This is a genomic window from Marinobacter sp. es.048, from assembly GCF_900188435.1.
Lineage (GTDB): Bacteria > Pseudomonadota > Gammaproteobacteria > Pseudomonadales > Oleiphilaceae > Marinobacter.
On the sequence record NZ_FYFA01000001.1, the window covers coordinates 24558 to 50939 of the forward strand.

At 51.1% G+C, this 26382-nt stretch carries 23 protein-coding genes; 4 read left to right on the forward strand and 19 right to left on the reverse strand.

Going from position 1 to position 26382, the window contains the following annotated elements; genetic code table 11:
* Nucleotides 1–217: 217 nt before the first annotated feature.
* Both CFT65_RS00130 and CFT65_RS00135 read right to left on the reverse strand, forming a co-directional pair.
* Nucleotides 218–3655, reverse strand: coding sequence for a TM0106 family RecB-like putative nuclease (locus CFT65_RS00130; RefSeq protein WP_088826036.1), 3438 nt, complete (start codon nt 3653–3655; stop codon nt 218–220).
* A 105-nt stretch (nt 3656–3760) separates the two neighbouring features.
* Nucleotides 3761–4393, reverse strand: coding sequence for a metallophosphatase domain-containing protein (locus tag CFT65_RS00135; RefSeq protein ID WP_088826037.1), 633 nt, complete (start codon nt 4391–4393; stop codon nt 3761–3763).
* Between the two features lie 317 nt (nt 4394–4710).
* Between CFT65_RS00135 and CFT65_RS00140 the strand changes: the two genes are divergently transcribed.
* Nucleotides 4711–5427, forward strand: coding sequence for a metallophosphoesterase family protein (locus tag CFT65_RS00140; RefSeq protein ID WP_172408390.1), 717 nt, complete (start codon nt 4711–4713; stop codon nt 5425–5427).
* Here CFT65_RS00140 and CFT65_RS00145 read toward each other — a convergent pair.
* From CFT65_RS00145 to CFT65_RS00155, 3 genes are all read right to left on the reverse strand, one after another.
* A complete protein-coding gene (locus CFT65_RS00145; RefSeq protein WP_088826039.1) occupies nt 5421–6143 on the reverse strand; it encodes a hypothetical protein in 723 nt (240 codons plus the stop codon). The genes CFT65_RS00140 and CFT65_RS00145 overlap by 7 nt on opposite strands.
* Nucleotides 6144–6299: 156 nt before the next feature.
* Nucleotides 6300–6797: a hypothetical protein gene (locus CFT65_RS00150; RefSeq protein ID WP_088826040.1), complete on the reverse strand. Its 498-nt coding sequence runs from the start codon at nt 6795–6797 to the stop codon at nt 6300–6302.
* Between the two features lie 138 nt (nt 6798–6935).
* Nucleotides 6936–7415: a hypothetical protein gene (locus tag CFT65_RS00155; RefSeq protein ID WP_088826041.1), complete on the reverse strand. Its 480-nt coding sequence runs from the start codon at nt 7413–7415 to the stop codon at nt 6936–6938.
* Between the two features lie 319 nt (nt 7416–7734).
* On the opposite strand from CFT65_RS00155, the gene CFT65_RS00160 reads away from it, so the two are divergent.
* Entirely contained in the window at nt 7735–8400 is a 666-nt protein-coding gene (locus CFT65_RS00160) for an RNA polymerase sigma factor (protein WP_088826042.1), read from the forward strand.
* A 122-nt stretch (nt 8401–8522) separates the two neighbouring features.
* Here the strand turns inward: CFT65_RS00160 and CFT65_RS00165 are convergent, their stop codons facing one another.
* From CFT65_RS00165 to CFT65_RS00180, 4 genes are all read right to left on the reverse strand, one after another.
* Nucleotides 8523–9683, reverse strand: a complete 1161-nt coding sequence (locus CFT65_RS00165; protein ID WP_088826043.1) for a hypothetical protein — start codon at nt 9681–9683, stop codon at nt 8523–8525.
* Between the two features lie 182 nt (nt 9684–9865).
* Nucleotides 9866–10621: an HNH endonuclease gene (locus tag CFT65_RS00170; protein ID WP_088826044.1), complete on the reverse strand. Its 756-nt coding sequence runs from the start codon at nt 10619–10621 to the stop codon at nt 9866–9868.
* A gap of 113 nt (nt 10622–10734) precedes the next feature.
* Complete coding sequence (locus tag CFT65_RS00175) at nt 10735–11847, reverse strand: AAA family ATPase (RefSeq protein ID WP_172408391.1); 1113 nt, start codon at nt 11845–11847, stop codon at nt 10735–10737.
* A gap of 499 nt (nt 11848–12346) precedes the next feature.
* Nucleotides 12347–13111: a type II restriction endonuclease gene (locus CFT65_RS00180; RefSeq protein ID WP_088826046.1), complete on the reverse strand. Its 765-nt coding sequence runs from the start codon at nt 13109–13111 to the stop codon at nt 12347–12349.
* Between the two features lie 383 nt (nt 13112–13494).
* On the opposite strand from CFT65_RS00180, the gene dcm reads away from it, so the two are divergent.
* Nucleotides 13495–14880, forward strand: a complete 1386-nt coding sequence (gene dcm / locus CFT65_RS00185) for a DNA (cytosine-5-)-methyltransferase (protein ID WP_088826047.1) — start codon at nt 13495–13497, stop codon at nt 14878–14880.
* A 42-nt stretch (nt 14881–14922) separates the two neighbouring features.
* The gene (locus CFT65_RS00190) at nt 14923–15318 is read left to right on the forward strand and encodes a very short patch repair endonuclease (RefSeq protein WP_267283775.1); all 396 of its coding nucleotides are present in this window, start codon (nt 14923–14925) and stop codon (nt 15316–15318) included.
* Between the two features lie 173 nt (nt 15319–15491).
* Here the strand turns inward: CFT65_RS00190 and CFT65_RS00195 are convergent, their stop codons facing one another.
* From CFT65_RS00195 to CFT65_RS00240, 10 genes are all read right to left on the reverse strand, one after another.
* Nucleotides 15492–16244 carry a hypothetical protein gene (locus tag CFT65_RS00195; RefSeq protein WP_088826049.1) on the reverse strand — a complete coding sequence of 251 codons (753 nt, stop codon included), beginning with the start codon at nt 16242–16244 and terminating at the stop codon, nt 15492–15494.
* Nucleotides 16245–16513: 269 nt separating this feature from the next.
* Nucleotides 16514–18013, reverse strand: coding sequence for a hypothetical protein (locus CFT65_RS00200; protein WP_141103789.1), 1500 nt, complete (start codon nt 18011–18013; stop codon nt 16514–16516).
* 105 nt (nt 18014–18118) lie between these two features.
* Nucleotides 18119–18550: an outer membrane protein assembly factor BamE domain-containing protein gene (bamE, locus tag CFT65_RS00205; protein WP_172408392.1), complete on the reverse strand. Its 432-nt coding sequence runs from the start codon at nt 18548–18550 to the stop codon at nt 18119–18121.
* A 167-nt stretch (nt 18551–18717) separates the two neighbouring features.
* Entirely contained in the window at nt 18718–19545 is an 828-nt protein-coding gene (locus tag CFT65_RS00210; RefSeq protein WP_088826052.1) for an ADP-ribosylglycohydrolase family protein, read from the reverse strand.
* 798 nt (nt 19546–20343) lie between these two features.
* Nucleotides 20344–21042 carry a metallophosphoesterase gene (locus tag CFT65_RS00215; protein WP_172408393.1) on the reverse strand — a complete coding sequence of 233 codons (699 nt, stop codon included), beginning with the start codon at nt 21040–21042 and terminating at the stop codon, nt 20344–20346.
* Nucleotides 21043–21150: 108 nt separating this feature from the next.
* A complete protein-coding gene (locus tag CFT65_RS00220; protein ID WP_088826054.1) occupies nt 21151–21621 on the reverse strand; it encodes a hypothetical protein in 471 nt (156 codons plus the stop codon).
* 35 nt (nt 21622–21656) lie between these two features.
* A complete protein-coding gene (locus CFT65_RS00225; protein WP_088826055.1) occupies nt 21657–22166 on the reverse strand; it encodes a hypothetical protein in 510 nt (169 codons plus the stop codon).
* Entirely contained in the window at nt 22163–22858 is a 696-nt protein-coding gene (locus tag CFT65_RS00230; RefSeq protein WP_088826056.1) for a hypothetical protein, read from the reverse strand. Before CFT65_RS00230 ends, CFT65_RS00225 begins: the two co-directional genes overlap by 4 nt.
* A gap of 82 nt (nt 22859–22940) precedes the next feature.
* Nucleotides 22941–24035, reverse strand: coding sequence for an ATP-binding protein (locus CFT65_RS00235; protein WP_088826057.1), 1095 nt, complete (start codon nt 24033–24035; stop codon nt 22941–22943).
* Nucleotides 24036–24191: 156 nt separating this feature from the next.
* Entirely contained in the window at nt 24192–26324 is a 2133-nt protein-coding gene (locus tag CFT65_RS00240; protein WP_172408394.1) for a DUF853 family protein, read from the reverse strand.
* Between the last annotated feature and the right edge of the window lie 58 nt (nt 26325–26382).

Genomic DNA, 26382 nt, shown 5'->3' on the forward strand with positions numbered 1-26382 from the left:
GCCCAACTAGCCAAACCCCACTGAAACAGGCCCTGCATTGGTTTTTCAAAACGGATACAAGGGAAAAGGTAGTTTGGGAATGGGGCCGACGCAAAATGAATTTAGAAAGAATCCAATTAGGCCTGATCAATCAAAGCGGATCCTAATGAAAGCGGGCTGCGAAGCGCAGCCCGCTTTTTTGCTTACTTAAACTCCAAACGAGAGGATCAGCCTAAAATTAGTCTGAGCAACTTTGCATCAGCCCAGAGGCTCGAACCACGTCCGCCTGCTCCAGATACCGACAAAATGCATTCGCGAGCGCCATCTGACCGGGAGTCCGGCATTCCGCTTCAAAAATTTCAGGCGACGCCACTAGGATTGCAAGGCACTTGGCACGTGATATCGCGACATTCAAACGACTGGCGCTGTAAAGAAACTCCATGCCCCGGGGCGCATCCGAGTGACTCGAGGTTGCCATAGAAAAGATCGCGATCGGCGCTTCCTGACCCTGAAACTTATCTACAGTTCCAATACGCGCGTCGGGTAATTTTTTGTGTAGCTCGAAAACCTGAGCGTTGTAGGGCGCGATAATCAGGATGTCGCTCATGGTCAGCGGTTTCTCCACGCCTTCCCTGTCTACCCACGAGGGATTATCTGCCAGAATTTCGCGAACCATCTGCTCCACAACAGTGGCTTCTTCGACAGAACGGCTGGTATTGCCTTTATGCTCTACTGGACAATATTGCAGCCCTGAACCGGAAAAATCACCGGCAGAGCTTATTCTCTGTTTCTCAGTGCCCGGGACCGATACCAGCTTGCTTTCATAGAACAGCTCGGAATTGAAAGCGCAGATAGCCGGGTGCAGCCGATAGGTTTCTCCGAGGAAAAGACCCTGGTCAGCAGAAATCGTGAGATTTCCCCCGAGGAGATGATCGAGCGCAGAACAATCTGCGCCCTCAGGATGAGCCCCCTTGGTCGGCTGCTCAAGTTGTCGGGGATCGCCCAGCAGTATCACTGAATCTGCCGCTCCGGCGATTGCAACAACATTGGCCAGCGACATCTGAGCGGCCTCGTCCACCACAAGAACGTCGAGACTGCTCAAGGCATCTTCCCGGGACCACAGAAAGTGCGTTGCCCCGGCTACCTGCGCGGTTCCGTCATCCAAAGCGCCTAACAAATCACCGTTGCTACGGACAAAAGTAAGCCCGGGCTGGTTTGCTTCATTGTGGTCGGCTCCGGGTTTCTGAAAGCACTCAAGCGTCTGATTATTTCTAGCCGCTTGTTTGAGTGCTGCATCGATTAAATTTCGTATGACTTTGTGACTGTTTGCAGTGATGCCCACTTTCTTGCCTCGGGCAACCAGATCACAGATCACCTGCGCACCGGAATATGATTTGCCTGTTCCCGGAGGCCCCTGAATTGCCAGAACTTCTCCACTGAGCTGCGGGGCGATTCGCAAGGCTGCATCCAGTGTTCGCTCACCTTCTCTCAATAGCGACTCGCCGGCTTCCGCAACTTTTGACCGTAAAAGCAGATTGCGCGCTGCCTGAAATTTTCCGTTTCCCGAAATACCATGCGTTGCAACGTATTCAGCCAGCCGTTGTATCGCAGCTTTCTGCTCATTCGCTGAGATAACCCTATGGGCGAAAACGGCTTCCGGATGTGTGTCAGCGGTATCTTTTCGCTTTTTGATATCAATAGTGCCATCTTCAACCGATACCGCTGCGACATTACCCAGCTTTTCACCGCCGGCCTGCCTCAGTTCATCGCCCTCCCGGACTTCAGTTTCCTGGGGGTTAAACCGATACTGATCCACAGGAATTCCCGTTTTTGACCTTTTCACGGTGTGAATAAAATCCAGCCCGGACACGGCAGCTTTTTCGTCGAACAATTCATCCGGTTGAAGCTCACATAACCGGAAATATTCCCACCATTCCGATTTTTCTTCACGGCGGTGCCATTCCAGAAGGTTCGCCAGAATCCAGCGTCCATGCTGCTCTTCAGTCCGATTTGCTACGTCATCAGGAACGTCAGCGGTGAGCTTTTCCATCAAGGCCCTGATCGCCGCCGCCTGCTCATTGTCCTCTGCCGTTTCGTCAGACTGGCTGTCAGGTCGTGCGACTAAACAACCTTGCGCTTCAAGTTCCTCCCTCAGTGTTTCCAGCCAGTCTCTCAGGGCGGCTGTAGAAAAACAGTCGTCGGCGTTGTACTGCTGGACGACGGACTTTGTTTCACTGTCGATAGCGCCCGGGTGGTCCAGTTCAATGTGATAGGTGAGCCTCGTCAACGCTGCATTGGCTTCGCGTAGAGGAACCTTCCGCCGGAAATCGAAGAACGGCTCCAGCTTCTTCAGGGAGTAGCTCTCGACACTTGCCCTGACACCCTGACGCACGACTGCAAGAAGATCGACAAAAACCCCTTGGCGAAGAAAATTATCGATCTGGTTCTCGCGAGTCGCGAAGCGCCCCATCAGCCTCTTCAGCGCTGATGGCTCATAGGGTGCAAAATGGTATACGTGCATGGCGGGGTAGCGCTTCCTGCGTTCTGTAACGAAATCCACAAAGCGCTCGAACATGGCCTTCTCTTCTGAGGGCCGGAATGCCCATTCATGCTGATAAGTCAATTCCCCATTGTCATCCCGATAGACATACCCGAAAAGATACTCAAGGCCGGATTCAGCGGCGAACTGATCGCTCTCGATATCGAAAAACACATCACCATCTGAAGGTTCAGGCAAAGCCGACAACCCGGCGTCCGGTATTAACCCGAGAAGTTCATAATGAAGCTTTCCGGATTCACGGGAACGCGCCTGGATCTCAGCCTGAGCCTTCACTTTCTCAAGTGCCGGACGACTTCCTGAGGCAATATTTCCGGGCAAAGGCGATGGCGCTTTGGCGAGGTCCTCAAGAGTATGGATCCGATTTTCCTTAAGTTCTTTGATCTGACCTTTGCTTATGTTCGCCACCAGACACAAGTGATCATCATCACGCCTGCGTTTCTCACAAACGTTCTGCCACCGACAGACATCGCAGTGAGCTTTCGGATCCGGATAGGTTTCTTTGAGTTGCTCGGCCGCCGCATCCGACTCTGCAGCCGATTTCACTCGCCTGAAGTAAGCCGAATAGTCAGCGTACCGGAAACGCTGAGGTACATACTCCTGCCATGGCGCCACAACATAGACAAACTCCGGGGCACGTTTCTGGACCTTTGAAAGAAGGTCAGCATACAGACATAGCTGGATGATCGTGCCACCTTTCGTTTCCCGGGCAAGCTTGGTGTCCACAACCTCGTATGACCATTCCCCAAGGGCACTGTTCTTTTCAACGCGTAGCAGGGCATCGGCGCGGCCGCGCCATCTACCGTCGCGCAGGGCCGCTTGAGCAATGACGGGATCACCGGCGTACATAGCGTCCAACGTCTGCCGAACGCTTTCATCAGTAACCTCTGAACCCTTGATGGTGGTAACCGTCTGGCCCTGTCCAACAAGGTGATTCAGGTAAGCGTTTTCATGACGATCGCCCCGCTCACGCAAAAGCTCGAGCAGCGGATCGTAGTGTTCGGTTTTTTTAAGGTCACCGAGAGCAACCTGCTTTTCCAGCATCATCAGATGATCACAACTGCTGTGTGCCACAAGGTCAGACGCGGTCAGATACCAGACATTATTATCAAATTTCACTGTAACCCTTCTCCTGTAACTGCAATCAGACAGTTGCTATTAGTTTCGCCGGCAAAAAAAGCATCCGACCATACAGCACGCCGGTGCAATCCCATCAACCGACGCTTAAATATCCAACACAATAGGCGCGTTAGTGGGCTCATACCGCTCGGTGCAGGTACTGGCATTAATCAGAAGAGTGCTGCCCCTGAGATATTCGCCATAGCCTTCGTGAATGTGACCGAAGATATGCGCTTTCGGAGACACTTCATCCACTCTATCGAGAAGATGGATGCAGCCGACATTCTGAAACCTGAGTCCGGTATCTACCTCATCTCCAAAGCCCTTTGGCGGGCCATGGGTAATCAGCACGTGAGTGTTATCAGGAATCAGTTTCCACTTATCAAACAACGCCTGGCCTCCCTCCAACATAAAGGCCCAGTCCATAAAGACCGGCGTCCATGGGGAACCCCAGAAATTTACGCCCTGAAGAGAAATACCGCTGTCTTCCAGATAGAAAGCGTTCGACAATGCCTCTCTCGCAAGTGCCGGCGTTTCCTGGAATACCCAATCATGATTACCAGCGATTACGATTTTATTTTGGTGCGGCAGCATTCCCAGCCAGTCATTCAGATCCTCGACATTATCCAGGGTCCCCCGGCCGAGGCAATCTCCCGCATGAATCAGTACGTCGCCGTCGGGTATCCGTGGAATTTGCCGGTGCATACTGTGAGTGTCGGAAATGCATACAAGCCTCATTGCTTCATAAACTCCTGCTCTGGCGTCCGGTCCAAAACGCAAATCAACCTGCTAGGATAGTGGCTTGCCTACCGCTGGATGAGATGGATTGCCTTTAACACTTTGCCTTTTAGATTTCCGCCAGGCTAGTGTCGCCTCGGGCTGGATTGCATGATGGCATTGGAGCACCCATGCGACTTACTTCTATAAATCATTCACCGTTTTTCAATCTTCGCTATTGGACCAGTGGATCAGGAGGCAAACCTCGCTTGCGTAGCCTTCCCTTCCATCGGGCGACTGCCGAGGGTCTGCCGGCATCCTTTAATGCTCTGGCCTGCATGTCCGATCTTCAGGGCAGAGAGTATCTTTCCGGGACGTTCAGGGGTTCTGAACGTTTGCTCGGGGAAACGGTTGCCGAGAAGCTGCTGTCAATGATTTCTGTAAAGGAGATTCCGGCGCTCGACGCCCTACTCGTCGCGGGGGATCTTTACGATTATCCGGACTGCAGGAAACCGGGCGGCACGGGTGATATCAGTGATGCACTGCATGCTCTATCAGCTGTTACGCCTGATACGCTCTGCGTTCTGGGAAACCATGACATTCTCTCCAGTCCTGAGTCGCTTCCAGCCGGCATTCAGATTCTCGATGGACAGACAGTAACGCTTCGAAGCGGACTCAGGGTCGGTGGTGTGAGCGGGATCATCGGCGATCCAAAACGCCATAACCGTCGTTCTGAGCCCGACTTTTTAGAAATTATGGAAACCGTTACCCGGCGGAACCCCGACTTTCTTCTTTTACATCAGGGGCCGGAGGATATTCACAATCAACGTCTCGGGGACCCGGCTGTCGCTCTCTCATTGGAAACAGGATTCAGAGGGCTGACCATTTTCGGGCACACCCACTGGCCCCGGGACTTTTTGATTGATCTCGGTGACGGCCAGGCCGTCAATGTGGATTCCCCTGGTAATAGTCATAACACAGTCCGATCGATGACTACCGGGAATCCAGCCGCAACATCAGGAAAGTCGCCACCCCGTGTCGCCGGGCTTTATTGACGAGTTGGCCAACACTCTTCTTCACTCGTCAACTTCATGAGCCTTGCCATTTCAGCCTCTACCCACCGGCGGTCCCTGAACAAAGGAGACTCCTCTTCAATACCCCAATACTCTTTTGGATCCGTGTTCTCATCGAGGCTGCACTTTATCATTGTCAGATAGCGGACGGCCTCAGGAGGCGTCTTTTTCAGAAGCAGGCCGCTCCAGACCGCATCGGTTTTCTCGGGTCGGCTTGCCGCAATGACCTTTTCTGGTTGGGATTGGACAGTCTTATCCTGCGCTTTATCTTTCCTCTTTTGTTGTCCCGAGGTTCTGTCTTCGCGCACTGTTGCTGCAAAGTTATTATTCGGTAGATCCGGGCTGGCTGACATTCTGACGCTGAATGCATAATCCTCATCATAAACGCCCGGTTTATCAGGCCCCTCCATGAGCGACGGATACTGAAGTCCGCCCAAAAGCGTCCAGAAACCAATAAAGAAACCGAACTCCCAGTCAGAGACGTAATAGCCAAAGTGTTCTTGTATGTCCCTCTGGAAAGGCACGTTCCAACCGAAATAATCCATCAGCCAGACCATCACAAGGCACTGAACGCAAGCCATCACGACTACGCCGTACAGGTAGCTCTCGACATTCTCCCTGTAATCGGCCTTGGGGGTGAAAAACATAAAGTAAAAGCACAACGGAATTTCTAAAGCGTATTTAAGAAATGTTCCCATAAAACTCCTCTGGATCTGTGTTGTTTCCCCCCGGCAACACCCATGACTGGATTTAGCGGGTTTTGCGTGTGTTCACTGCGGTTATGCAATTAAGGTCAGTTGGCTCGTTCTCACGGGTTAGCTGCAAGCAAACATCAGGAGAGCCCGTTCAACTTTTCATTTCACTTCGGCTTCCTCACGATCCAAAGCCGCCAGAATCTTTATCAGCATTTCGGTTTCGAAATATGTGAGTTTACGGCGTCCATTCCTTTCCATCGTTCGAAGGTACTCCGCAACTTGAGGCGAGCGATCAAAGGCTTCCATCATGATTTTATTCACCGCTATCGAGTTAAACAGTCGATCCGGTTCCCCTATAAGCTTATCGATGCTGTTTCGGGTGTCAGCGAGGCGTGAGCGCTTTTTTCCAAGCAAAAACAGAACAAGGAACGCACCGGCCAGACCAAAGACCCAATGAACAGTAATACCCAGAGTCACCGTTCCGCAGAGAACAAGTGCAAGCAGCAGAGCATCACTTTTTTTTAACAGACGCAGAGACGTCCTCATCCGCACCAGATCTTCAAATACCTCCGGATCATAAAGTTTCTGTTGCCATAATTCTGCTTCCAGATCGGCAACTGTCGGCACGGAGGTTTCTACAGCTGATTCGTTTACCATGCGTCAGTCCTTCTGATGCTTTTCGTTAGCGGCAGGGGTGCCAGAAATCAATCTGCTCGTCGGGTTTCGTTCTGCCGGCCGTCCTCTCCGGACTGGATATGCAGACGGGAGACCAGAGCATCGGTCTCACTGATTAACTCAATCCGTTTTGCTTCGGATCTCCTGAACAAGCTGCCTGAGCAAAAGGCAGTCGGCCATAGCGCGGTGCGGGCGGGACAGCTCCGAAAGCCGGCGGGACAGCTCCGGGCGCTTCGTGAGAGGAACCGCCTGCTGAATATCAACCAGACTTGCCGGGCTGCGTTTACCGATGGAATCGAACAGTCGGTCGATCCATATCTGGTCCTGTCCCGGTGCGTCTGAGAAAACGACGTTTTCCGCAAGTAATTTTTCGAGGCGACGTCCGACTGACACTACGTTTTCGCCCGTATCGCGACATGCCTCGCGACTGATCCCGTGGATCGCCAGCTCGGCGTAGTCATCCCAGTGATCCCAGTCGCCGGCGGTGTCAGGATTGATGAGACAAGAGAATGTCTCATCGCTGTCCAGGGCACACCACGCAGCCTCAATCGGATAGCTTTCATCACTCAGACCACTTGCCTCAATATCAATAATGTACAAACGGAGCACCTCTTTACTTGACTTAACATCACCCAGGACAACCAGACCGGAACCGCAGTCGTTTGAGGTCAGAGCTCTGCCCGGATCGGGAACATTTCGACCTGCCTGTAACCTTTGAAGGCTCACACAGACGAAAACCGGAAATCATTGCAACGATATTTTATCGGTGGCCGCAATCCGCCCCGGCACAACTAAAAGTAAAATTACTTAAAATGTTGCTTTTATTGATCATTAAATACTCAGCAGCCGGAGTCATTGAAATAAATTTCTGAGATACTCTCCATAAATCACCGCAAATATGGAAAGGGATATTCGCACTATGAAAACCTCTGCGACCGGACTTAGCGAGCTTGTTGAAAGCTACATTGCATCGCCGGAGAAAACCGGGGACGAATTAGCGGGAAAGCTGATTAATCTGATTACCGACTATTCAGTGAAGTCGCACATAAGGCGACAGGCCGGTCCCTATCTTCAGAACATTTCTATCAGCATCGAAGATCTTGTCGAGGAGGTGCGCCAGGAAGCAGTCATAAAGTTCCTTGAACACGTCCGGAAAAATGGCCTCGATGTGCGAAGTGACGGAGAAACTGCCGCCTATGTTTTCAAAGTGGTCAGAGATGCTGCCAAAGAACTCGTTAACCGACACCTCGGTACTAAAAGGAAAGAGGACGGAACAAGGAGCAAGAATCTGACTGGATCTCCTTTGAAATGGGATAATGATGAAAAAGACACCCCGGATGCCGAAGCACTCCGAACGTCTGGTGCAGAGATTGATTATGCGAACCGGGACCCTGCCCTTGCTGAAACCGATTTAGATCGCCTCCTCGGTGAGGTACGGACTTCTGACCCGAATTTATACAACTGCCTGCAGCTACTGCTGGCAGGTTATACACAAAAAGAAGTGGCGGAGCTGATGGATGTTGATGAACGAACGATCCGTAATCGCATCTCAGCACTACGAAATGCCGTGTCGGAGACAGATTGATACCAGCCGCTTTCTGGCTTGTGTAAACCTCTTAAACTGCAGCCTGTAAAGATTGGATGTTGCCGTGAACAAAAGATGATTCACGGCAACATTCAAATGGCCCTACAAAAGCGATGACCGGATCAGCCTGCTGCGCATGAAGGACGAACGGAAAACACATTTCGAAGGTATTCCGCACTCCTGAAACCGGGCCCCTCCCTCCTGATACACATCTGCAATCTCGTGCGCGCATCGAAAGAGCCGGAGTCTCCGTAAACGGTGAATGCAACCCCGGAGAAGCTCCCGGGCGCGAGATCGCTGAAAACGAGCGGAGGAGTAGCTCTCGGTGAAAGTTCCGTATCCAACAAGCTCGAGATCTTTTCCGGAGCAGGCGCTTCCCATATCAGGTAGGAATACCCCCACGAATCGTCGTTTCCGGGAACATTTGATGCGTGCGAAAGATCCAGTCCGAACGCTCGTTCCCACACGCGCTCGCCGATAACCCCTGGAAAATTCTGAGAAACGTAAGTTGCGAAATGATCCCGAACATCGTTCATGGAAGGTTTCTGTCGATCACCGAATCCCATGCCTGCTAAGTACTGTCTGAAACCTGACTGCAGCCTTCCAACTTCTGATACAGTCAAGCCACGACCGCCGATAAACGGGTAGAAACCTTTCATGGCATCCTTTCGCTTATACTCGAGAATAAAGGGCGTCCGCTGTTTGCCTCTAAAATACACAGCATCAAGGTCGACCGGCTTCCAGAGGAAATGATTCATCACGAACCTTGTAAACAGCAGCTTACGTAGCTCATCGGTTGACCATTTCCGGAGAAACCCTGCCACCTCGTCAATTTCAGCACGCTCTTTCTGACTCAGGTTTCTGTCGCCGAATCGCGGACGATACGGATCGGTGTAAAGAGCGACAGCTCGTGCTGGCTCTTCCCTGATTAAAGATTCGCCGTCGCCGTGACTGACTACGCGAATAAACAGCTTATATTCACCGGAAAGTTTCTCGATGCTTCCGACAAGCTGAAAAGCATCCAGCCCCCAGATTTCGCAGAGCTTTCTCGCTGCCAGTCGGTCAGCTTCAGTGACTGGCTGGTTGCGCTCAAGAACCTGGAACAACTTGAAAGAGGTGTCTGCGCCTGTCTTGAGTGAACCCTTGACCCAACCCTCACTGACGCCCTCCGTTTTCATTGCAGGAAGAATCTTTTTTGATAAAAAAGCCTCCTGGATAAAAGCAAGCAGCCGCTTAGGGTTATCATTAGCGAGGATAAGCTCTACCAGTTCCTGATCTTCCATAATATTCACTCCACCCTTAAGAAAAATTATCCGACACGCGGATACCGCGTCCCACAGTCAATTTTATATACCTGCAACACACACGCTGCCATCTCATGCCACACCTGCGCGCATCCTCAATTGCCTGGCTGCAGGACCCGCTTTGATGAGATTTTCAGGATGAGATGGGGCAGAACACGTTCCTAGCGTTTCTCAAGGTGAGCTACGTGCTTCGCAATGATTTTACGGAGTTGAGCCTTGTTTTCTGCATAGTGCTGGGCCCGGTGACAGTTCGGACAAAGCGCAGCGGCATTCTCAACGGAATCATCACCTCCCTCGGCAAGAGGGAGAATGTGATGAACCTCTTTATAAGCAGATCCGTCAGCTTTTCTGAAGAGCACGGACGTGCAGCCCGGCATTTCGCAGTTGTCTCCCGCCCTGTTCTGCACATACGCGACCACGGCCGGACTTCTTTCAAACTCTTTGCGCTCAGCAACCTTCGTAGCCGGCTGACGTGGGGCCTTGCCGGCGCGCTTCCTGAGTTCCTCATCGCTGACCAGGCGCGTCAGAGAAGAAACAATGGTCTGCTCATCAACGGCTGTGCCGGCAGTGTCGCTCCTTGCGGCAATAAGCTTGCTGCCAGTCCATCCGATATAGAACTCGTCTCTTTTCTTCAGCCAGCCGGAAACCATACTCCGACCCATTCGCTTTTCCGGTCGGTCGTCACGCTGAGATTCGTAATAAGACAGCACTCCGGTACCCGTATCCGGAAAAACAAGTTCAAACGTAATGTCTTCTGCATTCTCATAGCGCTCTGCAGACTTGCCTGCAGCGGTCATTACTTTTTCCAGCGCCCTTGTGACGTATAAACCGCCCTTATCTTTGTCATTATGAGTAACCGTTTTCCTGGCCCAATGATCCCCGCAAAGATCAGCAAACAACGCGTCAAGACTATCCATTCCACCCACCTCGTAAATTCGAAATCAGACGGTACCGGGACAAATTTGCCCCGCCGATTGGCAGGCTTGCAGCAGCCCGAAACGACTGCTGCAAGCCGAAGTTGCACAAAGTTTTAGAAGCCGATCGGTTGTTTCCGCGATGGGGCGTCAGGCAAATGGCCCACTTTCAGCGTAAACCGGGTTTGTCCGCCGGACTCAGCCACCGCACGAACAATCGCCCGCTGGAGATTCCGCTTCATCTCCCGAATAGAACCATCGGTGACTTTTTTAAGCACGTCGTGTCCCAGAAGTGCCGGGAAATAGTCCGTCATGTTGAAATTCCCAAGCAGCTGCCTGTATAGATTCTGAGCCAGCGAACGCATCTCATCTGTTCCGGGCGCTTCGATATCGAAAGATGAAAGGCGTGACCTGAGAGCCGGGCGCAGCACTTCCACGTTGTTGGTCGTGGAGAACATCAGAAGGTGGCTCGTATTGATCGGGACGTCGAGACAAAGATCCCTGAAGTATTCGCCGCTATCCCTGTCGAAAAGGGTATACAGAGGATGAACAACCGAATGCTCTGCTGTGTCCTTGGCCATGCAAAGCTCATCGAACAGAATGACGGGCTGCCCTTCGATAGGCTCTTCCTCCAGCATGATCCTGGCAATCTTGCCGGGTCTTGCACCCTTCCAGCCCTTCGACATTCCGGCAATCTCAAACTTTTCCATCATCTGGGAGATTTTCAGATCGTGGAAAGGCAGGCCAAGAGCCAAAGCGACGGCACGCACATAGGTAGTCTTGCCAATTCCGGGTGGCCCCTGCAGATTAATGACAGGTAGCGACAAAGGACTGCCACCAATCATTGAAATCCTGTAACTGCCAATAATTTCCTTGGTCACTTCACGGAAATTCGGAAACTCTCTCAATAATGCCTCGAGCAGTTTCAGGACTTCCTCGCGACAGTTGTGCAATCGGCGAATCTGACCGTTCTCTACAATCCTTTCCTTGGAAACTTCTTGTTCATCTGATTCAGGAACCGTCTCTTTGAGTCGTTCCCAACCTTGTTTGCGAACAACCTCAAAGGTCTTCGGGGTTGAAGGGGCAGCTCTCTTACCAGAGACCACTCTTTTCTTCTGGTCCGCTGTCCTCATTTGCTCAATGATCGCGTCTTCGATGGTTTGCCCATTCGGCATACATCCACCCTTATTTTCATTACGGGCACCCGACGTTTTTCTGGCTGAACTCATAAACATCTCCCCGGCAGCTTTTTCAGTTCTTCAATGGAAACTCAGAAGCGATCAGCAGTCTCAAATAACAAGACTTCTATTCCATGAGGACGGCGATGACTTTATTCTCAATGGCCACGCCCAAAATTTTCAGAATACCTTTGAGACGCAATTCGGCCTCAAAGCCCAACATTTCGGCGCTTTTGGGATTCATCGCGTTTTTCAGGCAAACGAAAGCTCGCACGGCCTGCAAAGGGACGTCAAAAGCCTTTGATCCTCAGATGATGGTCGGACCTGTCAGAAGGCCCGGAAACGCTTCGCTATTAAGTTTTGATTTATCTGGCAAACTAATATTTGGTAGGAAAACTGCTTTAAAGGTAGGAAACTCTCGAGTCCGGATGTGCGGCATTTGAATTTGTTGCTTGTTTTCATTAAATTCAATCCCTCATGCCACAATCACAAGCACTCTAGTATAGCGGAGATTTAAGAAAAGTCAATACCAAAGGCAACTGAATGCTGACTACCGGTCAAACTCTTCAAACGTACCCTGATACATTCCTGTCGAAGATTCGGGCTCTGTTTTGAATCCGGCAGCTACCCATCTGTCCATTGCAGGATCAAGATGGAGCTTCAGAAAATCCTCGAACGTAAGCACGTTATAGGCCTCGCGATAATTCGGATTCTCTTTTTTCATCGAAGCAGGCACTACGATGTAGATTTTGTGGCGGGCTGCCTGACTGATCTGGTTGGCCGAAATTTTGTCATCGAACGTGCCTAGGAAAAAACCATATCCTTTGTTGGCCTCGGTTACCACTTGCCTCCATCGTTCCCGAAGCGTTCTCTTTGCAGTAAAGATTATTGAGTCCAACGGGTTCGTCCGGAAGAACTCCTCTGAAGGCATGACGAAATCCGGTTTAGCTCCCTCGATGTTGACCTGATCAGAATACGGGTAGCTTAATTTGTAGAACAGCGCTTTAAAGATGCCCTCAAAAGCCTGTCCTGCCCGGCTGCGCCGGGACTGAGAGAGTGACATCATCAGCTTGCTCATCTCTGAAAAATCGATCGTTGAGTGGCGCTCAATCTGCTCATCAATGACTTGCTGGCCAGCTCTGCGCTCAGCCAGAACATATTTTTCGTAGATGCGGTCATGTATCTGCGTGACGTAATCGGAAAAATGAGACTTGATCTCTTCCGGAGCCTTACCCGCGAAAATTTCGTCAGCAACTTCTTTCGCAAGCTGATCGTTGTCAGGTATCCGGCTTTTAACTTTCTCAAATAGCATCATTTACGCGTCCCTAGATCCCTTTCGTATGCGTTGAAATGTGACCTGATCTGACAAAACCTGCATCTTGATTCTGGTTTAATCATTCGAACACGAGCAACACTCAACCCGCTTACTCTCATATGTGAGAACCATAGCCTGCTTCCCCGTCTTGCTAATTAAATGCGAAACGGCCGTCTATTTTCTACAAAGGGAGCTTAGTCCTTAAACCGGAAAAATCGTCATTATTTTTCACTTCGCCCTGGATGGCCTCTTGCAGTATCTGTACACTTATACAGCCTTCAGACAGTGAACAGACTGAACAAAGGCAAGGTCGATTCAGCGCGAATGTTGACATAGAATCAGACCAATTCATCAGACAAAACCTTCTAAACAGGCGTTGGTTCATGGATCCAGAAAAAGAAACCAGGCAACTTCAGGATCAGGGCGATCAGGATTTCCGGCTTCTGAGTACGGTCGCTGAAATTTATGATCCCAAATACATAGTGGAACAGCTGCAGGAATGCTCTGGTTTTTCCTGGAACCGGGATCGTCTCAAAAAGGTATTGGCTAAAGTTGAAGGTGTCACACTCACTGCACCGGAGGTCAGGCTGCTCGAGGGCTTTCTGCCAGAACCATTCCAGACTGACGGTCATGAGTTCAGATTTATTGACCTTTTCGCCGGGATCGGAGGAATACGCCGGGGATTTGAAGAGATCGGCGGCGAGTGCGTTTTCACCAGCGAATGGAATAAATACGCGGTGCGCACCTATAAGGCCAATCATTACAACGATCCTGACAAGCACGTATTTAACGAAGACATCCGGGAAGTGACTCTCTCAGACAACCTGGAAATTGACGAAGAAACCGCGTATGCACACATAGATCAGAAAGTCCCCGACCATGATGTTCTTTTGGCCGGCTTCCCGTGTCAGCCTTTCTCTCTCGCCGGGGTCTCCAAGAAAAATTCTCTCGGCCGAAAGCATGGTTTCGAGTGCGACACTCAGGGCACTTTATTCTTTGACGTGGCCCGGATCCTAAAGGCTAAAAAACCTGCAGCTTTCCTGCTTGAGAACGTAAAAAACCTCAAAAGCCATGACAAAGGGAAAACATTTAAAGTAATCCTGGATACGCTTGATGAACTTGGTTATGAGGTCGCAGACGTGAACTTTGCCGGCACAAGCGACCCGAAAGTCATCGATGCCCGCAATTTTGTTCCCCAGCACAGAGAGAGAATCGTCTTAGTCGGATTCCGCAGGGATCTCGATGTCCACGAGGGATTCACGCTTAAAGACATAGAGCGTCCGCTCAATGTGCCCACCTTCGGCGACATACTGGAACCCGAAGATGAAGTCGACGACAAGTACATCCTTACTCCGAAGCTCTGGAAATACCTCTACGACTATGCACAGAAGCACAGGGAAAAGGGCAACGGCTTTGGCTTTGGCCTGACGGGCCCAAACGATGTCGCCCGAACGCTCTCGGCCCGATACCACAAGGACGGCTCCGAGATTCTGGTGGACCGCGGGTGGGATATGAATGCAGGGTTTGAGGATATTCTGAATCAAGCCAACCGGCCGAGGCGTCTCACACCGAAAGAGTGTGCACGCCTTATGGGCTTTGATCGCCCGAATGAGTCCAACTTTAAAGTGCCGGTTTCTGACACTCAGGCTTACAGGCAGTTCGGAAACTCGGTCGCTGTTCCTGTTTTTCGCGCAGTCGCAAAGCTCATGCGCCCACGTATTCTGCAAGCCATCAATAAACTTCAGAAGAGAGATTCCAAAGCGGCTTGATTAATGGCGGATGTTCACGACAAGGCGACCCGTAGCCGGAATATGTCGGCGATAAAAGGTAAGGATACGAAACCGGAAGTGTGGCTCAGGAAAGAGCTGTTCAGGAGAGGCTTTCGGTATCGCCTCCACCGCAAAGACCTGCCCGGAAAACCGGACATAGTGCTCCCACGCTTCAGAACCGTCATCTTCGTAAACGGGTGTTTCTGGCACTGTCATGAAGGCTGCCGCTATTTCAAGCTCCCCCGCTCGAATACCGCTTTCTGGCGAGAGAAACTGGAAAAAAACAAAGCCCGTGACCAGGAAAACTATTCCAGACTCCGGGCCAAAGGCTGGAACGTGATAATTGTGTGGGAGTGCCGGATCAGAGAAATGAGCAAAGGTTCAACGGCCGCAATAGAAAGCCTGACAAAATCGCTGAGAGCTGCACGACAAAACTGACTCGAGCTGTCATGAGGCATTGGCTTCACCCCAGTACAGACAAAGTTTTTGCAGCTGTCCAGAGACCGCGAATCCGATTAGATCGAGTCTTGGCTTCTCGATCACAATCGATTTCTATTTGGTCTCGACGCACAAGGCAAAATCGAGATCGTAACGAAAAGCAGGGAAATTCGTCACTTGCGTTCACTGTCCCGAAGCGCCCGGACCGCCTGAGCTGCACTCTCTTCAACGGGATTTCCAAGGATAATGTCGGCCTCGATAGAAGCGTCGGCTGTACCGAACAATCGCTTTTTCTGCTCCTTCAATTCCTTAACTACACCTTCAAGATCTGAGACCGGTCGGTCGGCCAGCTCCTCGACCGAGACCTGATCCATCAAGCCTGAAGGGATCGAATCCAGGTGATCAGGAAAGCGGGTCAGTGTCAGGGTTCCGTATCCTTCACCCAAAGGGCTTTTAACCGCTTTCAAGTGCACATAACCGGATAACGCGACGCCCTGTCGTTGATAGTCAATAAAATCTTTTTCAGCCTCTTGAGCGGCCCTTCTCAGCATGTCGCCATCGGCAGTGTTTCTGTGTTTATCGCATCGAGTACACCAATACCCTTCGTCGTTTTGACGCCGACCGGGTGCGCTACAGATATCGCAAATACGAACCGATAAAGATTCGAAGAGGCTTTCAAGCATGTCTACATCTTTCGCGATTTCAGGGCTGCTGTTGAGATAGATCCGGAGGGACCCGAACTTTTCCTTGATCTGAGAAATACTCACTGCCTGGCCGGAATGGCGCTGGATATCTTCCAAAAAGCCGAAAAGCTCGTACACCAGAAACAGCCATCCCGATCCGATTTCTAAGCCAAATCGCTGAAAGGAATTGTCGTCCTTCTGCGCCATCAAAAGCGGATACGACTCTCTAAACTTGCTCTTCATAGACTGCCTCGTTAACACGTTCCCGAATTCAATTCGAAAATGGGGATTATAGTTTGGCGACCTCGAATCTGAGGTCATGGCACCCCAAATCGCAGACACCTAGCGGCTTTGTGAAATATTGGTTTTCGAAAAAGGCAGCAGCGCGAATGTCCGCTTTTGTTCAAAGTCGGTGCAACTTTTGGTTTCACTGCTTTGGCACATTGAATCAAAAGTATTCCGCGGAGCTCCGGGAAAAGAGGAGGAGCAATACTCCTCCTCTTTTCAGCGTGTCAGTAATTCGATTTGAAGAAATGGAATATGAGCGAATCAATGGCATCATGCCTGCCCATAACTACCCCCTCACCCGAATCATTCACTGCGACATCAACAGACGTCATCCGGTTGATCACACATGCTCTCGTCACCGACAAATCCTTGTTAAGGGCGACAAGAGGAGCACCAAACCTCTTGGCGGATTCACACTGACTTCCGTCCTGAATGTAAATGGTATTTCCTTTGTTTGAAGTCTTAGCACTGTCGTTACCGTAGGTGCCGTTGAAGTATCCAATCACCTTCCATGTAGCGCCCGAGTCATTGCTGGAGCTCACATAGTGCCTGGTCCCGGACTCTCTTCCGACAAAGCTGGCCGTGATCTGTTTCGCGCCAGTCCAGCGGGCATCCAGCTGAAAGAGGCCCTGGTTCGAGTACTGATAGAAAGCAAGCGACGCCTCACTCAAACCACCAGCAATAGTCCCTGCCGAAATATAGACCTCACCTGGAGCACGACGCCCCATACCCACAACAATGCGCCCCTGGTCATCCAGATATCCGGACACGGAGTCAGCGTCGGCGTAAGGGAAAGCTGAAGCTTCGACATCACCAATTTCAGACCATCTGGTGCCGTCATAACGCCTTACAAGCAAAGCCTCCCGCGACTTGCCTGACTGAATGGCCGAATCCACAAAGAGAGCCTGCCCCGCGTCATTAAGGTTAATTTTCACGTGGCCCTGGGATGCAAAGATGTCCCCATTTGCAGCAACATTCATCACCGTTTCACTGCCCCAGCTCATTCTGTCTTTGCTATATAGGCGGGACACCAGCTTATTGGTGTTAAGCTCATGCCATACCAGAATAGCGTCACCGCGATCATTTACATCCAGACCCACAACCGCCGTACTGTCAGCGTTCCTTAGCAACATGGGCGCCTCCAGCCCACCTTCCAAAGTGTAGTGAAACACGCTCACGCCCTGATCATCAGATAGCGCAATCACTGCATCACCGTTACCACCCATGTCCATGCGTACTGATCCCACTTTTGGAAGAGGAAGTGATTGCTCTGCCGCCCAGGTCTTTGTCGAAATATCGCCGGTCTTTGTGTGCAGCTTAGAGCTCCATTCACCATCCCCCAGGATATCGAGGTCAGAAGTCACCCAGACTGCAAAAGCATCTCCTGATTCGGACAGGCCCACGAAAGGACCACCAAAAGAGCCCAGAAAAGTGTCGAAGGATACGCGGTGTTCATCATAAACCGTCAGGTCTTTAACGATGGGGGAATCATCCGCAGTACCCGGGTCATTTATCGGATCTTCTTCCTCAATCATATCGCCATTATCTCCTCCCTCCTTATCCTCGTAGGGAGTCTCCTGAGTTGAGTCATTCTGAGGGGATGAACTGCTGCCCCCACCGCACCCGACCAGACCAAAGATCATCAGAACGAAGACCAGACCCATTTTCCCGACCAAAAATTTCGCCATTCCATTTTCCTTTTTGTCTTGTGTACGTTGAATCACGCGATATCCTCTTTTTGAGTTGGACCCCGGTGTGCGCACCTGCGCAATCAGCTAGCGAGACTTCACAAATGCTTGTATTACAGAATTCACCACCGAGATGACTGGCTACTGCAGGCCGTTCGCAGCATCAATCAGGGGATTCCCGCTGGCATTGCCACGGGCATTCGTTTTGTAGGCCTTAGTTACAAGCCCTGACGGGTCAAACCGTATGACGGTCGTTTCATTGATGTTTTCACCGAAATGAGGAATCTCACTGTAGGGATAGGACCACACCTCTCCGCTACTCAAACTTCTGATCTCGGTGGGATAGCCGATCAATTGCTCAACCCTGGAAGCCGGCATACCCACTTCAAGTTGCGCCATCTGCTCATCGGTTACCTTCACGCCATTCGTGTATGGCTGGAGCATTCCACCAAAAACGGCTCCGACACCGTTGGCGACCTCCTCTAGCACTCCACCAACGCGGCCAGCGGCATCCGACATGCCGTTGCCCTGCCCACCGTTAGTGGCGCAGCCAGACAGGACGAAACCAAGCATGAGAATTGCTGTTCCTTGTTTTACTCCGGACATCATAGTCATCTGTCACCTTTATCGTGTTTAAGGGAGCGGTTCGTCCGCTCGGGGGGTTATTGACTTAAGAGGCTGATCATTCTTTAAAGGGCAAGCCCCGAAAAAACCGGAAACCAGTCTGTAAATTTTGGTTATCACCGCGCGGGCAAGCAGACTTGCTCTGCTGAGGTAAAGGGGTGTTTCTCAAGAAACCGGAAATAATGCTTTGGAGCGCCGGCTCCCAGAAGAGAAAGACGCAGCATTCTGAAAAGGTCAGGGTGGCGCCGTTTAAGCTCATCAAGCACCTGAATTACAACGCGCGGAGGGCAATCCCAGAGGCCGTCTGAAATTGCTCCCGCGATTGCACAAACTGAGTCCACATCTCCGCCTGCAGAGATACAGTGGCGCATGCAGTCCTCGAAGCTTTCTGTATCGCAGGCAATCTCGATGGCGGTTATCACAGATTCCCATCGATAGGGCGCTGCAGAGCGGGGCTGTATGTAAAAAGAAGGGCTGTAATCTCTTGCGAATTCGAGTATCTCGGCCGGCGTGCAATTGCCATGGGCCATAAAGGTCGCTGCTCCGGCGAGCTCCGCCATCTGGATGGCAATTCCGTTATAGTGGGTCACGGAGGCCGAGCTTCGTGACAATGCGATCGCTTCATTGCGACACTTTGCCCACATCACCACAGGGCTCACCCGTATGGCCGCCCCATTCCCCTCATTTAAGTACTGCTGTGCGTCGAAACCACCCGCCCATTGAATCAGAGACTCAGAAAAGCCGAGATCCTGATAATCATTTATCATGTCCCGGTAATGGGTTTTCATGTCGCCCGCCACTGCCCATGCGTAGGCGGTAGCGATAGTAAGAACGGTATCGTCTGTGAAATGGTTCCTGTCACTCAGCAGATCACCCTTGAAGTTAAAGGGGTCCGCACCTTCCCAGCAGCTTCCGATAAAATCGCCAACAATTGCCCCGAACATATGATTCCCTTTTCGTGTAGTTAAGGGTTAAAACGTCTGGCGATTAAATCGGCAGAAAAATTTTTCTGTTTTATCAGCGACGGCTCGTTTTAAATGACTTGCAGCGATAGCATCTTTCAGTCGGATAGGCGCAGCAGGGATGTCGAAGGCAGAACTGGTGCATTGCTGAAGTCCGTTCCGATTAAGAAGGAGAAGTGAATTTTTTTATGCACGCCTGAAAGGAATCGACAGTGATGCGTGTGGACCATATATCGCGGGGGAAGCAGCCGTCTGGATCACTATCTGGTGTGTTCTGGAGGCTTATGTACTAGAAAATGTTATCCGTTGGCTGCGGATCTCAGCACATAAAACAGAGATCTTATTCCACACCTAAGCCTGGATTCAGTCGCCTCGGTATGGGATTTTTCAACGGGGTGGATTATTCAATTAGTCATGCTTGGTTCAGGCAACCTGATATGGGACTGGATCATTCGCGGCCATGTCCTTTGGGCCTGTACGGGACTCCCCGTTTTGCTATGGCGGTCAAGCAGACTGCATCAGCCGAGATTTTAACTGAGCAGAGAGCATCGGTTTTTATCAGAGGACGGCGGAGAGTCCTCTTGGGGGATCTGTCAGGAATACCGACGGCCTTCCGGAATTTCATAGCCCGAAATTGGAGTTGCCCCGTTGTACTGCCAGGTTTGCCCTGTGAAGGGGGGAGTCCAGGTCTGCGGGGTAGGCTTCACTTTCAGTCCCCCACAATACGCTGCATATTGCCTTGATGCTCCCGCCCCTTTCGGAACTTACGCCATAAGAACCCTAACTCCTTTGGATGTAGGACACAGCTTCGCTCAGCGTGATTAATTTGCGACCAATTTCCGAGTATGCGGTATCGATCCAGATCTGATTCCGACCAACGACAACATCCTCAGTTTGAGTATGACCATGAATGACCAGATCAACTCCGTTGATTGCACGTGAGTTACCTAAGGCAGCTTCCCTGCAGTCAGACCTGGACACGAGGTAACGATAGCAGCGGTCGTAGTCGGACTCGGGATCCCGCAGCAATTCCCACTCGTGAGGCGCTGAGGCATGAACCATCCCAACGATGCCGTACTCAGTTTCTATAGACATAGAAAGAGGCATCTGCTCTGCAATGATTCCGCGTAGCTGGTCCAGGTAAATCTCATCTTCCGCGAGGGTCCATTCGCCTCCATTGCAAAGGTGCATCTCGCGGTCTTCCGCACTGTACAAAGATTCGAAAAACATCAGTTCATGATTGCCTGCGATGCTGTACGCGAAGTCAGATTGGTCGAGAAAAAGTAATGTGCCCGGAGAGTCGCTCCCCCGATCAATCAGATCACCGACCATAAAAAGCCTGTCTGCATCAAAATCAAACCCCCGTAGTAGCATTAAATCGACCAGTGCCCTCCATTCTCCGTGGACGTCGCCGGTGAACCAATCCTCCCCCTTTTGATTTCTTGGAAGATTTACATGATGTTTAAGTGGAAATTTCAAGGTTTCTCCTGTTCGACGTCTCAAGTTTTTCCGGAAGCCGCCTGATTTTGTGCAGAAATCTTAAGACCATATGAGGGACCGTCAGGGGGCCTCCTCCCGCTCTTGCTTTCAGCCGGGCGAGTAAAAGTTGAGCGTCCGGATGATCTTTCTCACATCTGGAAGCGCTCTGTGCTCAGTGTGCGTCGAGTCGAATCTGTTGATGTAATCCGCAACTTTTTCAGGCGGGAGAAGACTATGAACCGAGCGAAACCTGAATGTTGGCTCCCGATTTAAAAGTCCATATAGCTTCACTATCCAGGGACGGTCGGCCGACACACAGTCAGAATAAACTTCAACTCCCGCCAGATTCCGGTCCAGGCGCTCAACAGCCTCTCTTATCGGAAGCCCCTCGCGGCGAAGACGATCCCTTGATAAATGATGAATATGAGATTGAGCGTAGTCATCCCAGTAAACCCATTCCTCCGGAGGGCGAATCAGGAAAGAATCATGGCGCAGGGGATTAAAACGATCACCCCAGGCAATTTCGATGGGGTAACTTTCATCTCCAAGTCCACTTGCTTCAACGTCAATGATTATCAACAGACTTCTCCGTCTAACGGGACAAACTGAACCGTCTAATTCGCTGTTGCTCTCAATTTTCGAACAAGGTCTCTTAACAGCAAGCAGTCACTCAGGGCTCTATGCGGCCGATGCATCTCAGCTAAGGATTTAGCCAGATTAAATCGCTGGGTCGGGGGTACTGCCTGATCCAATTGCAGGATTCTGTCTGCGCAACTGACACCGGCCGCCTCAAATAGTCGATCGAGCCAGAACTGATCCTGGTATGCAGCGTCGGTGAAAACCTGGTGATCCAGCAGCAATGCTTTTGCTCGTTGTGCCGTCACGACGACATTCTCCCCGTCAAGACAACATTCCTCGCGACTAATACCGTGTATTGCTTCCTCTGCGTAATGGTCCCAATGCTCCCAGCCTCCCGCACTTTCAGGATTGACCAGCGTTGAGAAAGAATCGTCTCCGTCAATGGAACACCAGGCAATCTCAATAGGGTAGCTCTCGTCGTCCAGACCGCTCGCCTCAATATCAAGAATGTACAAATCCATGCCTCCAGCCACCTCATCAATCATTTTTCAGTCACGCCTTCGAACACCTTCATTGCCACCATGGAACAGTCGGAATAAACCAACAGTGTTTTACCTGCTGCGCTGAATGCCCGGATTTCATTGTGCAAGTCCCGAATCGTTCCTCTTTTTACCTTTGACCTGCCCTGAGCCAGGAGACCGACCGATCTCAGCGAAACCAAGTTGTCGGGATATTCGAAGGCAAAAAGCTCTGCCTGGCCCTGCATCTCAGGAGAGATTCGACGCACGCTCAGCCTTACCAGCCCACAGGTCTGCAAACCTTCCCGTTCAGAAACCATCAATCCTGAGGCAGGATCTCTCTCCGGCCAGAGGGTTTGTCCGATTGCTTTTCGATTGTCTCCCGAGCAAGTCGCACACCGACCGCTCTGATCAGGAATAGCGGATTTCCCGCAAGCCCCGCAGATTAACGTCGAAAGATGAGCAATGGCGGATTCCAGCAAAATTTGTTCGTATGACAGGAAAGGGAGGTTGCAGATTATCTGCAAACTGCCAGCTTTTTCGGCTATCCGGGAGACTTCTGCAACCCAACCAGTCCGGCGCCGCATATCGTCGATTAAACCCAGAGACTCAAGAATGATCGGAAACCAACCGCGCCCACACTCAATCTCCCACTGACCGCTTGGGAAAAAGAGTTTGGGATACTCCGACATCAATATTGCAGACAGCTTTGACTTCATTGCTCGACTCATAAAAGACAGGATTCCGTCATGCCCGAATCACGTTGTTTCCCTCCCCGTAAATGCGCCCAGAAGGGCACAATCATATGAAGCCTATCCCGGACCTTTCATCATCGGCGGCAGGAATATATTCAGGCAGCAGCCTGAATATATCCTGATGAATCGCCTCCCCGACAGCGCGGATAATCGCTCGCTCAATATTCAACTTCATGTCTCGTATTGAGCCCTGTGTGAGGCGTCGAAGAATATCGTTGCCCAACAGGCTCGGGAAATTCTCCGCAACATTCAGCTGCTCCAGACACTCAGCATAAAGCGTCTGTGCCATTTGACGCATCTGGCTGCTCGACGGTGCTTCAATTTCGAAGTTCAGCAATCTCGATTTGAGCGCCGGGCGAAGAACTTCGAAATTGTTGGTCGCACAAAAAATGAGGGCATGACTGGTATCCATGGGCATATCCAGAAACAGGTCCCGGAAATACCCGGCGCTGTCCCGATCAAACAGCGTGTACAGCGGGTGGATTACCGAATGGTCGTCCGTGTCTTTGGCCATACATAGCTCGTCGAAAAAAAGGACGGGCTGCCCTTCATTAGCTTCCTCCTCCAATAATATCTTTGCGATCTTTCCAGGGCGTGCCCCCCGCCACCCTTTGGACATCCCGACAAGCTCGAACTTTTCCATCATCTGAGAGATTTTGAGGTCATGAAACGGCTGTCCCAGTGCAGCTGCAACTGCCCTGATATAGGTTGTTTTGCCAATTCCGGGCGGACCCTGGAGGTTGATCACCGGCAAAGAGAGTGGGGTGCCGCCGAGGAGCGAAATTTTGTAACGGCCCATGATGTGAGTCGTCACATCAGAAAAGTTTGGGAACGAGTGAAAAAGCGACGCTATCTCGTTTAAAACATTTTCGCGACCTGAGTGAAGGGATCGGCTTGGACCATTTAATATCACTTGTTTAATAAACGCCTCTTCCTGCTCTGATTCAGCCGGAAGAGACCCCAGACGTTCCCAGTCGCAAGGTCGCATCACATTGAATGCATCCTGTATTTGCGGCTTACTTTTTCTCTTTCCCAATAATTTTTTGCTCCGACGGCCCACTGGAGCTTTAAGATTTGATTGTCTGGTTTCCAATACGCTTGAACCTTTATCGGCTGTTTCAATGGACTTGACTGAGCTCATGTCCGATCTCCTGACGTTAATACATACGATGCCAGAGGCATCGAGAGGCTCTGCGAGCCTCTCCGAGTGCCAGCCTGATTCCCGACAACTACTTCATTGAATCACGGGATGGGGGGGATGCAGCCTTCCTCTCACTACATGGCGAACCCGACTCAATCAATCATCGTCAAAAAAAACGTCGAAGAGATCGTTCGGTGGTTCGGATTCCGGGTTCGACGAGTCTCTGTACACCAGGAGTTCAACACGGCTGTACTGAGATTCTAGGCGCCCCAGGCAACCGCAGACACACTCCCATTGTTTCTGTGGAAACAACATTGAAGCATCCCGAACAAGGAACCTGACGGCAGCTTCCTCCACCTCGTCACCTTCTTCCGCAGGAACAATCTCCACTCCATCATCAGCGTCCTGCTCTGCCGCCTTCAAAAGATCACCTGCCAAGCCGGATTGGAGAGGCTCATGCTCTCGTACCCTTCGATCACAAGGGCGCATGTAATATTCAACAAAGGGCATCATCGTGATCATTGGGATTTCACATCGCCAACCGTGAACACCATTGAGCTCGACTACAAGGGAAAGACCTGGCTGCCACAAAGTCGGGATGGAACCCTCCATGAATCCTTTGAGAATGACAGAGCAACTTGCGTCTTCGCATACCAATACATCAACCTCGTATTTGTCCGGCGATAAATCCCCTTGTGAGAGCTCAAGCTCCTGAAGAATTCCGTTGAACCCCTCTCTGAACGAATGTTTCAATGCCAAAGCTCCTGCCATTGGAGGCCTTGCATTGGTTTCATGAAACGGATTTTTGACGACACGAGGCACGCTCTCGTATCGAGGAATCGCAATCGGATCAGGCATTCCGGAAAAATACCGGCTCATGTGAGGAGCGCCGGGGATGAAATCGGCCTTCACACGAGATACCAAAGTCCCTCTTCCATGCTTTTCGAGGGCGCGACCGATCACATAGGCTTCACCAGCGGACAAGTCGCTTCTTACGACCGAGCTGATCTGCTCTGCATCAAATGCCGAAACTCTGCCTTTCAAAAGCCTGTCGGTTGCCGGATCTGCAGAGGAAAAGCAAATGACTGTTCCGATGTTCTGCAAGAGGCAATCAACCGCTACTCTTTCACTGGTCCTCGCCTGCAGTGCGGACACGCTTTGCGTCGCTACAACGTTAATGTGTCCATAACCTCTGCAACGATCGAAAAAGGTCGTGTCATCGAACAGACCGTTGCTCGCACCCTCCTGATCAATGTTGATCAGGTGCTGATATTCATCAGCCGCAAAGAAGGTGTAGAAGTCTCTGCCGCAGCCCACCTGTCTGTGTTGACGAAAACCAGTGATGGCAGAAACCAGACGGATACGCATTAGTCTGGAAATGACATGTGCCGTTTGACCGAACCGATCGACGGGGATGTCCATCAACAAGACTTTCCGGTCCCGATACAAAAGGTCCTGCATCCGGGGCATTTCCGACTCCGGCTCTTCAGCATTTTCAGCCCACTTGGGTGAAAACTTTTCTCTCAAACACGCATCGGTGGAAAAGGGTGCCAGCGCACTGATCAAACCATTGGTTTGCCAGCTATATTGCTTCTGAACGTCGTCCATCCCGGGTGAACCGACATCCAGAAGCGAGGAATCACCCATTGCAAGGATGCTGAATCGGTTAGACCTCACAGCTTTGAACAGATCCAGGTAGTCGCCTGGCAATGAGCGCTGGTACTTAAAAAAAGCATCACATAATCGGACGAAGGTTTGTGGATCTTTGAGGGCATCCACAATGTCTGCCAGAGTTGGCTCCTGCCCCATCAACTGGTACGTCTTGCGGACGAATTTCGCGTCCTGAACGCCCATGGCCCCCCAGTATGGCTCCTTGGTACTAGTCCTGTGCTCATTCAGGAAAGCAGTGAATTGCTCATCTGACAGGCCCTGAATAAGGTTGTAAGGGGTGGCATCCTTATCTGCGCCAATAACCATAACCCGGTCCGGGTATTTCTCCGCCAAATGCCGATACTCACCTTTCACGTCGACGACCAGGCCGGAACATCCTGTGTCAATCATTCGTAAGATCACCGGGGCCTGCACCGACGTGGTCTTTCTGGTCCCTGTTGCCCCCAAAGTAATGAGATGTCGGTTTGCGTCCTCAAAGGTAATCACAACAGAGCGATCCATTCCGCTCTGAATTGAAGCATGCGCGTCGAGTCCACTGCTTAGATCTGCATAGCGACCGTGAAGCGGCTTGGAATCCACACCTTTCAAAACAATCAACGGCTGGCAACAAAGGCTCAAGGGCATCTCCCGAATTTCGATGACTCACGAAGGCTTAGTAGCTATAACGTGTGAGCAG